This window comes from Pseudoduganella lurida, assembly GCF_007830455.1.
Classification (GTDB): domain Bacteria; phylum Pseudomonadota; class Gammaproteobacteria; order Burkholderiales; family Burkholderiaceae_D; genus Rugamonas; species Rugamonas lurida.
On sequence record NZ_VLLB01000009.1, the window covers coordinates 46141 to 58247 of the forward strand.

Below are 12107 nucleotides of genomic sequence, written 5' to 3' on the forward strand. Positions count from 1 at the left end.
GGACAGGCACCCGGCAAGGGGACAGGCACCTATTTTTGAGCAACACTCGTGTTGCTCAAAAATAGGTGCCTGTCCCCGATCCTTAGTCGTGGTCCTCGAGCGCGGCCTCGACGCGGTTGCGGCCCTGCCGCTTGGCGGCATACAGCGCGCCGTCGGCGGCGCCGATCAGGCGCGCCGGGTCGGACGGCTCTCCCGGCGGCAGCGTGGCCACGCCGATGCTCACCGTGATCATCTTCAGCTCGCCGCGCGCGAACGCATGGGGGATCTGCTGCGCCAGCACGCGGGCGTGCAGCGCCTCGGCGATCGTGCGGGCCTGGCGCGCATCGTTGTCCGGCAGGATCACGGCAAACTCCTCGCCGCCGTAGCGCGCCAGCATGTCCACGGAGCGCTGCAGCAGCGCCTGCAGGGTGGCTGCCACCAGCATCAGGCACTGGTCGCCCTGCTGGTGGCCGTAATGGTCGTTGTAGGGCTTGAAGTAGTCGATGTCGATCATCAGCAGCGACACCACGCCGCCATTGCGCTTGGCGCGCCGCACCTCGCGGTCGATCGCCACGTCGAATGCGCGGCGGTTGGCAACGCCCGTCAGGCCGTCCGAGAACGACTGCATGCGCAGCAGTTCGGTCTGTTCGCGCAGCAGCTTTTCGCGGCTGGCCGCCATGCTCACGTCGTTCAGCTGGATCATGCAGTAGCGCGGCGCGTCCGGCGCGGCGCCGGGCAGGGCCAGCGGCGTGACGGCGATCGCCTGCTGCAGCCGTTCGTCATGCTGGTTGCGCGCGCGTGCCGCAGCGTTCGGGTACAGGGGAAACGGCGCGCGGTTCAGGGTAGGGGACAGCAGCGACGAGAAGTGGTTCGTCAGCGCCGCCGCCACGGCCGCTTCCACGCGGCCGCCGCGCAGTTCCGGCATCAGGTCGAACAGGTTCGCGCCGATGGCCTCCTGCGCGGTGCGGCCGGCGTGGCGGTCCATCCATTTATTCCACAGCACCACGTTGTGCGCGTCATCGACGATGATGATGCCGGCGCCGACGGCTTCCAGCACGCCTTCGAGCAGGGCCAGTCGATCGGGTTGTTGCATGTTACGCCAGTCCGAGGGTGCGCTGCAGGTAGCCGGCGATCTGCTGCTTCAGGTCGTGCAGTGCGGTGACATCGAGGATGAACGCGACGTAGCCGTGGATCTGGTGCTTCTCCAGGATGAAGTCGATGTGCAGCATCATCACGACCGTTTCGCTGCGCGTGCCGCTGGCATCGAGGATCTCGTCGCTGCTGCCCACGTGGTAGACGGGCAGGGAACCGTGCAGCTCCTGCTCGAAGATATTGGCCAGCGTGCCCACGCAGGAGTTCAGGATGATGTTGCCGATCTCGCTCATCGCCTCCTGTTCCATGCCGGACAGCTCGGCCAGCGGCACGGATTCGCCCACCATCAGGCGCACCAGTTCCAGGCTTTTATATTCCGGGAACATCAGCAGCGCCTCGGTCTGGAACGCGCCTTCGTAATGCTGGCTGACGCCGCAGATGCGCTGGCTGCTGCCGCTGCTGTTGTAGTTGCTGCCCGCGCTGTCGTTGCGGCGATGTGCCGCTTCCAGCAGTTCGGCCGCGTCGCCGCGGCTGAGGAAGCTGATCGAAGGCACCGACATCGTCACTTCCTCGCGCACGATGCCGCTCATCGCCGCGGCCGCGTGGCCGACGCCGATATTGAAGATCTCCACCAGCGCGTCGTGTTCCAGTTCGGTGAGCTCGACCATCTCAGGCCCCGACGGTGGCGACCAGGCGGCCGATGCGTTCCGGCGTGATGGGCTTTTCCATGAAGCCCACGCCGATTTCCTGCGCACGGGCGCGGGTGGCATCCTGCACATTGGCCGTCAGCAGCGAGATGCTGGCATGGGGCAGCATGCGGCGCAGCTGTTCGGCGCAGGCCAGGCCGCCCATGCCGGGCATGTTCACGTCCATCAGCACCAGGTCCGGCCGCAGGTCGGGTGCCTTGGCCAGCGCTTCCTCGCCGGTGCCCGCTTCCTCCACGCGCCAGTCGGCATGGAAGGACAGGATGTACTGGCGCGCCACTAGGCGCGAGACGCGGCTGTCGTCGACGATCAGAACAGTACGGACAGGTGCGGGCGGGGTGGCGGCGGGCGGCAAGGGCGAGGAGGATGCGGACGTCATGGGATTCTGCTGACTCGTGATGATGGGCCATTTTCCCACAATCCCCACCCGCTGCGCTGCTAAAATAACGCCCGCCCTTGCAACCCTTAACGCCCGACCTTTGCAACCCTTATCTTCCCGACACCATTCCCCATGACTCAAGACGAACTGAAACAGGCCGTGGCGCGCGCCGCCATCGGCTACGTGGTCGACGGCGCCATCATCGGCGTCGGCACCGGCTCGACGGCCAACTTCTTCATCGACGAACTGGCCGCCATCAAGGACCGCATCCAGGGCACCGTGGCCTCGTCCGAAGCCACCGCCGAGCGCCTGAAGAAGCACGGCGTGCCCGTGTTCGACCTGAACGACGTGGACTCGATCGCCGTCTACATCGACGGCGCCGACGAGATCGACGCGCAGGGCGCCATGATCAAGGGCGGCGGCGCGGCGCTGACGCGCGAGAAGATCGTCGCTTCCGTGGCAAAGTCGTTCGTCTGCATCGCCGACGGTTCGAAGCTGGTGGACACCCTGGGCAAGTTCGCACTGCCGGTGGAAGTGATTCCGATGGCGCGCAACGCCGTGCTGCGCGAGCTGGCGGCACTGGGCGGCCAGCCGAAGGTGCGCACGAAGCCGGGCTCGGACGAGCCGTTCGTCACCGACAACGGCGGCAACCTCATCGACGTGGCCGGCCTGTCGATCACCGATCCGGTGGCACTCGAGGCACGCATCAACCAGCTGACGGGTGTGATCGCCGTGGGCCTGTTTGCCGCGCGCGGCGCCAACGTCTGCCTGCTGGGAACGGCGGAAGGCGTGAAGACGCTGAGCTGGTAAGCGCTTATGCCGCCGGTTCGGCCGCCAGCGGCCGGGCCGACGCGGGCAGGCCGAACACGCGGTCGAACGCCAGGTTGAACGTGAACGTGTAGGCCAGGAAGAACGCCATCAGGCCCAGGTCCAGCACGAAGGCGTGCCACAGCGGCACGTCCAGCCACCAGGCGAACAGGGGCACCAGCAGCACCACCAGCCCCGCCTCGAATCCCGTCGCATGCGCCGCCCGGCGCCAGAACCCCCGGCCACGCACGGCCTGGCGGGACTCCCATTTTTCAAACGCCGTGTTGTACGCCAGGTTCCACACCACGGCGATGGCCGATGACGCCACCGCCGCCACGCTGGCATGGCCAGCGCCGTGGTCGGTGAAGAGGGCGAATCCCGTTGTGGTGATGCCGATGGCGATCAGTTCGAACAGCGTGACGTAGACGATCCTGCGTTTCAGGCCCTGCATGCGGTGGTCCGGAGCTGTGGAGGAGATGGGCAGTCTACAGGACCGGCCGGCGGGCCCCGCTCATTCCGGCGTCATCCACAGCTTCTCGATCAGCCCGGTCTTGTCGCGCACGCAGGTGACGAGCACCGTGTCGCCGGCGAAACGGAAGCGGTAGCGGTAACGCGTCAAGTCGCCTTCGGACGTGCGCGCCAGCAGTTCGACCGTCTGCAGTGTCCCGAAGCTTTTCAGTTCGGCGCTCAGGCCGGCCACTGCCTCGGGCGAAAAGCGCCGTTCGGCGGCGGGCGCCAGGCCTGCCGGACGTGCGCCGGCAGCCAGGCTGGCGACCGCCGCGCGGACGGCGGCGGTGACGGCCGGCTCGGCGTCCGCGATCGGTGGCGCGGGCACCGCTGCCAGCGCGGGGATGAAATGCGCGGCGACCAGGTCGGCGAATTTGCCGGGGTTGGCATTCGCGCTGTTGGCCAGCACGATGACGGTGAAGCGGTCGTCCACGAAGCGGCTGAGCTGGGACTTGAAGCCTTGCCAGGCACCGCTGTGCGAAATCAGCGTATGGCCGTTGCGCTGGCCCAGCTGCCAGCCGTAGCCGTAATCGGATTCCTTGCCATCGTTCAGTCTTGTCGGTGTCCAGCTGGCCGTGCGCTGTTGCGCGTCGAGGATCCGGTTGCCGTACAGGGCCTGGTCCCATCTGGCCAGGTCGCGCGCGGTGAGGTAGAGGCTGCCGTCGGCGGTGGTGTTCAGTTTCGGTGCCACCCACGCCTGGTTGCGCACCGCGCCGTTTTCCCATTCATAGCCGGCCGCGCGGTGCGGCACGATGTCGGACTCGCTGATGATGCGGGTACCCATGCCCAGCGGTGCGAAGATCCGTTCGCGCAGCTGGTCGCCATAGAATTTGCCGCCCGCCTTGTTGCAGATGAAGCCCAGCAGGTGGTAGCCCATATTGCTGTACGAGAAGCGCTCGCCCGGCGCGAACAGCACCGGAATGGCCGCTTCGAGGGCGATCAGCTCCTCGTCCGCATAATCCTTGCGAAAATCGATTCTCTCGTACGGATCGCCCAGGCCCGAGGTGTGGGTCAGCAGGTGGCGGATCGTGATGGCCTTCCATGCCGGCGGGGTATTGGCCAGGTGGCGTTCGATCGGGTCGTCCAGGTTCAGCTTGCCATCCCCGGCCAGCAGCAGTACCAGCGCGGCGGTGAAGGTCTTGCCGACCGAACCGGACTGGAACACCGTGTCGGCGTTGACCGGCACGCGGTGTTCCAGGTTCGCGAAGCCATAGCCCTTTTCCTTGATGACCTTGCCGTCGCGGAGGACCAGCACGCTTACGCCGGGCACGTGGCGGCGCTCCATCTCCTGCGCGATCCTGTCGTCCAGGGGATCGGCGTACGCCTGGGGCGCGGTGAGCAGGAAGAAGGCAGTGAAGAGGGGCAGGAGCGGGACAGGGCGCACGGGGTTCCTTGGCAACGAATACCGGTCAGGGAGAATGCTCGGTGGATCATGCATGATAACCCGTTGCGGCGGTGCGAACTCGGCCGGCGCAATCGAGTGATGGCGTGCGGGGAGGGAGTGGAGGCGGGCTGATCGGCTCGGGAAAGAACGTGGTGGTGGCAGAGCGAAAATGGGGTTTTTCTAAAATCCGATTAATGGCTGGAGAGCTTCCTATTTCGTTCTATTCCATACTAAAGTCGAAGACAATGCGATAGAAGCTCGGCACAGCGCTAAATATCGGGAATGAGAGTCGGGCAGTAACAAATATCGTGTTTTAGAAAAACCGGAAAAACGCATAACCTGCCTCGATCGTTGCGGCAGTTGCTGCGGCAACCGGGCGCGGTCGGCTTCTGGCGGCAAGCACTTGCCTCTCGGGAGCGGCCGTCATGCAAAACGGCACCCGCAGGTGCCGTTTCGGCATTTCGCTGCATCTAGCTGAACTAGCTGAACTAGCTGAACTAGCTGAATCCGGCTGGCGAGCCTCAGGCCGGTGGCGGCACGTAGCCGGCGGCGGCATCGGCGCCTTCGCCGAAGAAGTGCTTTTCCATCTGCGCGGCCAGGTATTTGCGGGCGCGCACGTCGGCCAGGTTCAGGCGGTTTTCGTTGACCAGCATCGTCTGATGCTTCAGCCAGCCGGCCCAGGCTTCCTTCGACACGGATTCGTAGATCTTCTTGCCCAGTTCACCGGGATACGGCGGGAAGTCCAGGCCTTCGGCTTCCTTGTTCAGTTTGACGCAGTGGACGGTACGGGCCATCTCGGGTACTCCTCAGTATGCAAAAACCACGATTGTAAAGGCAAACGGGCGCGCCTACAGGGGCTTTACCAGCACCTGGGACTTGCGCTGGTAGTTGTACATGCGCTGGCGGTCCTTCGGCAGCGCATCCACGGGGGCCAGCACGAAGCCCCGCTTCAGGAACCAGTGCGCCGTGCGGGTCGTGAGCACGAACAGCTTCGTGACGCCGGAAGCGCGCGCGCGGTTCTCCATGTGCTTCAGGATGCGTTCGCCGTCGCCCTGCGCCTGCACTTCCGGGTTGACGATCAGGCACGCCATCTCGGCCATTTTCTCTTCCGGGAACGGGTACAGGGCGGCGCAGCCGAAGATCACGCCATCGTGTTCGATGACGGAAAAATAATTGATCTCCCGTTCGATCAGCTCGCGGCCCCGTTTCACCAGCGTGCCATCCGCTTCCAGGGGTTCGATCAGCTTGATAATCCCGCCAACGTCCTCAATTGTGGCCGGTCGCAGGCTTTCCAGGTTTTCGTGGCTGATCATCGTGCCCACGCCATCGTGCGTGAACAGTTCCAGCATGGCCGAACCGTCCATCGCGAACGGCACGATGTGCGAGCGTTCCACGCCGCTGTCGCAGGCCTTGATCGCATGGCGCAGGTAGAATGCCGTCTCCGGCGCCAGGAAGTTCGCCTGCAGCACGGCTTCGGCCTGGTGCGACGACAGTTCGCGGATCTCCACGCCGGCCAGGTCGCGCATCATCTCCGTTTCGGTGATGAAGATCAGCTTGTCGGCATGCAGCGCGATCGCGGCCGATACGGCCACGTCTTCCATCGTCAGGTTGAACGCTTCGCCGGTGGGCGAGAAACCCAGGGGCGACAGCAGGATCAGGCTGCCGGCACCCAGGATCGAGTGGATCGTTTCCGCATCGACCTTGCGGGTGATGCCGGTCAGTTCCAGGTCGGTGCCGTCGATCACGCCCAGTGGGCGCGCCGTGACGAAGTTGCCGGAAATGATGCGGATCGCCGCATTCGACATCGGCGTGTTCGGCAGGCCCTGGCTGAAAGCGGCCTCGATATCGAGGCGCAGTTCGCCGGCCGCTTCTTTCGCGCATTCCATCGCGGCGGTGTCCGTGATGCGGATGCCGTTGTGGAAGCGGCCTTCGACGTTGCGCAGCGCCAGTTGTTCGGCGACCTGCGGGCGCGAGCCGTAGACAACGACGATCTTGATGCCCAGCGCGTGCAGCAGCGACAGATCGTGCGCCAGCACCGGCAATGCGCCGGCCGCCACCAGTTCACCGGGGAAGGCGATCACGAAGGTCTTGCCGCGGAAGGCGTGGATATACGGCGCGACGGAGCGCAGCCAGTGGACGAATTCGACAGGGTTTTCCATGCGCCGCATTATAATTCGCTGCGCGGCAGCTGGTAGCAAATCAAAGAGCGATCGCGGTAAAAAGGATGTAAAAAACAATGTCAGAAGTCTCCAGGCAGTCCCGTTCCTCCCCTCCCGCCCAACCTGCCGAAGCCCGCGAGCGCGGTCCGCGCCAGGACCGCCCGCGGGGCAACCAGCCGCGCCGCGAGAAGCCCACGCCGGAGCAGGCCGCGGCGCGCGAGGCGGAACGGCTGTTCCGCAATCCGCTACCGCCGATCACCTATCCCGAGGACCTGCCGGTATCGGGCCGCCGCGGCGAGATCGCGGAGGCGCTGCAGAAGCACCAGGTGGTGATCGTTTCCGGCGAGACGGGGTCCGGCAAGACCACGCAGTTACCCAAGATCTGCCTGGAGCTGGGGCGCGGCCAGAAGGGCCTGATCGGCCACACGCAGCCGCGCCGCATCGCCGCCTCGGCAACGGCCAAGCGCATCGCGCAGGAACTCAACTCGGCGCTGGGCGAGCTGGTGGGCTACAAGGTGCGCTTCAACGACACCTTGCACCGTGGCGCGTCCGTGAAGCTGATGACGGACGGGATCCTGCTGGCCGAAACGCAGACCGACCCGCTGCTCAAGGGCTACGACACGATCATCATCGACGAGGCCCACGAGCGCAGCCTGAACATCGACTTCCTGCTGGGCTACCTGAAGCAGCTGCTGCCGCGCCGGCCGGACCTGAAGGTCATCATCACGTCGGCCACCATCGATGCGCAGCGCTTCGCGCGCCACTTCGCGCAGGAGGGCCGGCCGCCCGTGCCGGTGATCGAGGTATCCGGCCGCCTGTACGCCGTCGAGATCCGCTACCGCCCCGTCGAGCGCGAGCCGATCAAGCTGCCCGATGGCGTGAACGCTGCCAAGCCGCAGCTGCGCACGGCCACCGCGCAGAAGGAAAAGCGCGACCTGATGGATGCCGTGATCGACGGCGTGGACGAGGTGTCCCGCATCGGTTCCGGCGACGTGCTGGTGTTCCTGCCCGGCGAACGGGAGATTCGCGATGCGGCCGAGGCGCTGCGCAAGCACCATCCGCCCCACGTGGAGATCCTGCCGCTGTTCGCGCGCCTGTCCGTGGAGGAGCAGGAGCGCGTGTTCCGCACCACGAACGCGCGCCGCATCGTGCTGGCCACCAACGTGGCGGAAACCTCGCTGACGGTGCCGGGCATCCGCTACGTGGTGGACGCGGGCCTGGCGCGCGTGAAACGCTACAGCTATCGCAACAAGGTCGAGCAGCTGCAGGTGGAGCCGGTGGCGCAGTCCGCCGCCAACCAGCGCGCCGGCCGTTGCGGCCGCGTGGCCGATGGCGTCTGCATCCGGCTGTACGACGAGGAGGATTTCAACAAGCGGCCGAAGTTCACCGATCCGGAGATACTGCGTTCGTCGCTCGCTTCCGTCATCCTGCGCATGAAGTCCCTGCACCTGACCGATGTGGAGACGTTCCCGTTCATCGAGCCGCCGCTGGCGCGCGCGATTGCGGACGGCTACCAGCTGCTGCAGGAACTGGGCGCCGTCGACGACGACAACCGCCTGACGAACCTGGGCCGCAAGCTTGCCAAGCTGCCGCTCGATCCCCGCGTGGGCCGCATGATCCTGGCCGCGCAGGACCACAACGCGCTGACGGAAGTGCTGATCGTGGCCAGCGCCTTGTCCGTGCAGGATCCGCGCGACCGTCCCGTCGAGCACCAGCAGGCGGCCGACCAGGCGCACCAGAAGTTCGCCGACGAGAAGTCCGAGTTCCTGTCATATGTAAAAATCTGGCGCTGGTTCGAGGACGCGATCGAGCACAAGAAGACCAACCGCCAGCTGCAGGACAACTGCCGCGCCAACTTCCTGTCGCAGGTACGCCTGCGCGAATGGCGCGACGTGCATTCGCAGCTCCTCACGCTGGTGAAGGAGCAGGGCTGGCGCATGAACGAGTCGCCGGCCACCTACGACCAGATGCACCTGGCCCTGCTCACCGGCCTGCTGGGCAATGTCGGCTTCAAGATGGAAGACGATCCGGGTTATCTCGGTGCGCGCGGCATCAAGTTCCATATCTGGCCCGGCTCCACGCTGGGCAAGAAGGCCGGCAAGTGGGTGATGGCGGCCGAGCTGGTGGAAACCACGCGGCTGTATGCGCGCACCATCGCGAAGATCGAGCCGGAATGGCTGGAGAAGATCGGCGCCCACCTGCTGAAGAAATCGTGGGGCGAGCCGCGCTGGGAAAAACGCCAGGCGCAGGTCACCGCATCCGAAAAGGCCACGCTGTACGGGCTGACGATCTACAGCCAGCGCCGCATCAACTATGCGCAGCACAACCCGGCCGAGGCGCGCGAGATCTTCATCCGCGATGCGCTGGTGGGCGGCGACTACGACACGCGCGCGCCGTTCTTCGCGCACAACCACCGGCTGGTGAAGGAGATCGAGAACCTCGAACACAAGGCGCGCCGGCAGGACGTGCTGGTCGACGACCAGCTGATCGAGGCCTTCTACGACAAGCTGATTCCGCACGACGTGGTCAACGGCGCCGGCTTCGAGGCCTGGCATAAACAGGCCACGTTTGCCGAGCCGAAGCTGCTGTACCTCGTCAAGGAAGACCTGATGCGGCACGAGGCGGCCGGCGTGACGACGGAGCTGTTCCCGAAGAAGCTGCTGGCCGCCGGCATCGAGATGGCGCTCACGTACCACTTCGAGCCGGGCACGGTGCGCGATGGCGTGACCCTGCACGTGCCGCTGTATGCGCTGAACCAGCTGTCGCGCGAGCGCTGCGAATGGCTGGTGCCGGGCATGCTGAAGGAAAAAGTGCACCTGCTGCTGAAATCCCTGCCGCAGAAGCAGCGCCGCCACATGGTGCCGCTACCGGAGTACGCGCAGAAGTTCTGCGACCGCATCCATGCGAAGCTGGCGTTCGGCCGGGGCGACCTGGTCGACGCGATCATCGCGGATATCCGCGAGCAGATCACGATCACCGTGCTGACCTCCGACTTCAAGCCGGAGCAGCTGCCGGCCCACCACTTCATGAACTTCAAGGTGGTGGACGAGCATGGCCGCCAGCTGGACATGGGCCGCAACCTGGCGACCTTGCAGGCCGAGTACGGCATCCAGGCGAGGCAGAGCTTCCAGAAGATGGCGGAGAACGCGCCGCCAGCCTCCGCGGCCTCGCTGGCGCAGCTGGAAGGGAACAAGCCGAAGCACGGCGGCATCGCGGCCGAGGTGAAAGCTGGAGGAAAGCCGGGTGCGGCACCGCCGGCACCGGCCCCTGCGCCGTCGGCACCGGCGGCGGCGCACACCAACATCACGTCCTGGTCGTTCGGCGAACTGCCCGAGCTGCTGGAGATCGTGCAGGGCAAGCTGACCTTGATCGGCTTCCCGGCGCTGGTGGACAAGATCAGCCACTGCGACCTGGAGGTGTTCGACGATCCGAACGTGGCGGCACGCACGCACCGCATCGGCCTGCGGCGGCTGTTCGCGCTGCAGATGAAGGACCAGATCAAGTTCGTCGAGAAGAGCATCCCGAACCTGCAGCAGATGGGCATGCAGTTCATGAGCATGGGCACGCAGGAAGAGCTGCGCGACCAGATCATCGCCAAGGCGATCGACATCGCCTGCCTGCAGGATCCGCTGCCGACGGATGCGGCCTCGTTCAACAAGCGCAAGGACGAGGGCAAGTCGCGCCTGGTGCTGCTGGTGAACGAGATCGCCCGCCTGGTCTCGCAGGTGCTGACGGAATTCCACGGCCTGCCGAAACGCCTGCAGGGCATCAACGCGCAGGCGGCCGCCGACATGCAGGAACAGCTGAAAGGCCTGGTGCACAAGCGCTTCCTGCTCGATACGGAGTTCACGCAGCTGGCGCATTTCCCGCGCTACCTGAAAGCGATGAACGTGCGTCTGGAGAAGCTGCGCGCCGAGCCGGCTCGCGATGCCAAGGCGATGGCGGAGTGGCACCAGGCCGCCCAGCCCTACCTGCGCGTGGTGCGCGAGAAATCGGCCGGCAAGAACACCGATCCGAAACTGGTGGAGTTCCGCTGGATGCTGGAAGAGTTGCGCGTGTCGCTGTTCGCGCAGGAGCTGAGGACGCCGATGCCCGTGTCGGTCAAGCGCCTGTTCAAGGTGTGGGAATCGATGCAGAGGTAAATGTAGAAATCAACGCAGATGCAAAAAAGGCCCGCGCGAGCGGGCCTTCTGCTATCGGCTCCGATCAGAACTTCTTGTTCGGATCGATGCTGGTGTTCTGGTTCGACAGGCCGCCGACCTGGTTGACGTTCTTGTCGGTCAGGTCGTCGCCGCGCGTCAGGTCCAGCGTGGTGCTGCCCAGGCCGCTGCTATTGCCCAGCGTGTCACTCTGGCTGGACAGGCCGCTGCCGGTGCCCAGGTTGCCGGCACTGGAGCCCAGGCCGGACGAGCTGCCCGTGGTGCCCGCGCTGCCCAGGTTGCCCGCGCTGCTGCCGGACAGGCCCGTGCCGGACGTCAGGCTGGCGCCCTGCGTGCCGGACATGCTCGAGTTGCTCATGCCGGCGCTGCGGTCACCCATGCTGCTCTGGCCGAAGCTCGATTCGCTCTGCATGGTGCTGGTGCCGCTGCCCATCACGCTGCCGGACGAGGTGCGCTGTCCCGGCAGGGCCTGCTGGGTGCCCCAGAAGCCGCTCATCTGCGAGCCGAATTCGGCGCTGGCCATGTCGGGCCAGTTGTCCTTGTCGAAGCCGGGAGCGTTCTCCAGCTTTTCCTTCGGCACGTCGAGGATGAAGCGCTTGTTGACGGTGTCCAGCTGCAGCGATTGCCATGGCACGGCGAACAGCTTGTTGCCCATGCCGAGGATGCCGCCAAAGGACAGCACGGCATACGAGATCTGGCCCGACTGCATGTCGAGCATGATTTCCTTGATGTCGCCCAGGTCTTCTTCCTGGCGGTTGTAGACGTCTTCGCCCATCAGCGTGTCGGCACCCATCAGGCGCGGGCCCGGGCCGGCGCTGTCGTTGTCACGGTAAATACCAAACGGGTCTCGGTCGAGATAGCTCATAGTGGTCTCCTGTGCTACGGGTTCGTGGAAAGCCGCCGTGCATTAGCCCGGCGGTGCGCATGCCAGAATAG

At 65.5% G+C, this 12107-nt stretch carries 10 protein-coding genes; 2 read left to right on the forward strand and 8 right to left on the reverse strand.

Annotation, left to right across the window (positions count from 1 at the left end):
- Positions 1 to 82: 82 nt before the first annotated feature.
- Genes IP91_RS21130 through IP91_RS21140 form a run of 3 tightly spaced genes read right to left on the reverse strand, consistent with a single transcriptional unit; the run spans position 83 to position 2154 of the window.
- A complete protein-coding gene (locus IP91_RS21130; RefSeq protein ID WP_145651675.1) occupies positions 83 to 1072 on the reverse strand; it encodes a diguanylate cyclase in 990 nt (329 codons plus the stop codon).
- Between the two features lies 1 nt (position 1073).
- Positions 1074 to 1739, reverse strand: a complete 666-nt coding sequence (locus tag IP91_RS21135; RefSeq protein ID WP_145651677.1) for a chemotaxis protein CheC — start codon at positions 1737 to 1739, stop codon at positions 1074 to 1076.
- Between the two features lies 1 nt (position 1740).
- Positions 1741 to 2154 carry a response regulator gene (locus IP91_RS21140; protein ID WP_145651679.1) on the reverse strand — a complete coding sequence of 138 codons (414 nt, stop codon included), beginning with the start codon at positions 2152 to 2154 and terminating at the stop codon, positions 1741 to 1743.
- Between the two features lie 132 nt (positions 2155 to 2286).
- On the opposite strand from IP91_RS21140, the gene rpiA reads away from it, so the two are divergent.
- Positions 2287 to 2964, forward strand: coding sequence for a ribose-5-phosphate isomerase RpiA (gene rpiA, locus IP91_RS21145; protein ID WP_145651681.1), 678 nt, complete (start codon positions 2287 to 2289; stop codon positions 2962 to 2964).
- 4 nt (positions 2965 to 2968) lie between these two features.
- Here the strand turns inward: rpiA and IP91_RS21150 are convergent, their stop codons facing one another.
- The 4 genes from IP91_RS21150 to argA all read right to left on the reverse strand — a co-directional run bounded on the left by IP91_RS21150 (position 2969) and on the right by argA (position 7011).
- A complete protein-coding gene (locus tag IP91_RS21150; RefSeq protein ID WP_145651682.1) occupies positions 2969 to 3412 on the reverse strand; it encodes a PACE efflux transporter in 444 nt (147 codons plus the stop codon).
- A 60-nt stretch (positions 3413 to 3472) separates the two neighbouring features.
- Positions 3473 to 4852 (reverse strand): serine hydrolase domain-containing protein, encoded by a 1380-nt coding sequence (locus IP91_RS21155; protein WP_145651684.1) that lies wholly within the window; start codon positions 4850 to 4852, stop codon positions 3473 to 3475.
- Between the two features lie 521 nt (positions 4853 to 5373).
- Positions 5374 to 5646, reverse strand: a complete 273-nt coding sequence (locus tag IP91_RS21160) for an oxidative damage protection protein (RefSeq protein ID WP_145651686.1) — start codon at positions 5644 to 5646, stop codon at positions 5374 to 5376.
- A 54-nt stretch (positions 5647 to 5700) separates the two neighbouring features.
- Positions 5701 to 7011, reverse strand: a complete 1311-nt coding sequence (argA, locus tag IP91_RS21165) for an amino-acid N-acetyltransferase (RefSeq protein WP_145651688.1) — start codon at positions 7009 to 7011, stop codon at positions 5701 to 5703.
- 77 nt (positions 7012 to 7088) lie between these two features.
- On the opposite strand from argA, the gene hrpA reads away from it, so the two are divergent.
- Positions 7089 to 11153: an ATP-dependent RNA helicase HrpA gene (gene hrpA, locus IP91_RS21170; protein WP_145651690.1), complete on the forward strand. Its 4065-nt coding sequence runs from the start codon at positions 7089 to 7091 to the stop codon at positions 11151 to 11153.
- A 64-nt stretch (positions 11154 to 11217) separates the two neighbouring features.
- Here hrpA and IP91_RS21175 read toward each other — a convergent pair whose 3' ends face one another.
- Entirely contained in the window at positions 11218 to 12036 is an 819-nt protein-coding gene (locus IP91_RS21175; protein ID WP_145651692.1) for a PRC-barrel domain-containing protein, read from the reverse strand.
- Between the last annotated feature and the right edge of the window lie 71 nt (positions 12037 to 12107).

Excerpts from the sequence above, each read along its gene's own strand:
- IP91_RS21140 (WP_145651679.1), bottom strand. The coding sequence starts at position 2,154 with ATGACGTCCGCATCCTCCTCGCCCTTGCCGCCCGCCGCCACCCCGCCC.
- rpiA (WP_145651681.1), top strand. The coding sequence starts at position 2,287 with ATGACTCAAGACGAACTGAAACAGGCCGTGGCGCGCGCCGCCATCGGC.
- IP91_RS21135 (WP_145651677.1), bottom strand. The coding sequence starts at position 1,739 with ATGGTCGAGCTCACCGAACTGGAACACGACGCGCTGGTGGAGATCTTC.
- IP91_RS21175 (WP_145651692.1), bottom strand. The coding sequence starts at position 12,036 with ATGAGCTATCTCGACCGAGACCCGTTTGGTATTTACCGTGACAACGAC.
- IP91_RS21160 (WP_145651686.1), bottom strand. The coding sequence starts at position 5,646 with ATGGCCCGTACCGTCCACTGCGTCAAACTGAACAAGGAAGCCGAAGGC.
- hrpA (WP_145651690.1), top strand. The coding sequence starts at position 7,089 with ATGTCAGAAGTCTCCAGGCAGTCCCGTTCCTCCCCTCCCGCCCAACCT.
- IP91_RS21130 (WP_145651675.1), bottom strand. The coding sequence starts at position 1,072 with ATGCAACAACCCGATCGACTGGCCCTGCTCGAAGGCGTGCTGGAAGCC.
- argA (WP_145651688.1), bottom strand. The coding sequence starts at position 7,011 with ATGGAAAACCCTGTCGAATTCGTCCACTGGCTGCGCTCCGTCGCGCCG.
- IP91_RS21150 (WP_145651682.1), bottom strand. The coding sequence starts at position 3,412 with ATGCAGGGCCTGAAACGCAGGATCGTCTACGTCACGCTGTTCGAACTG.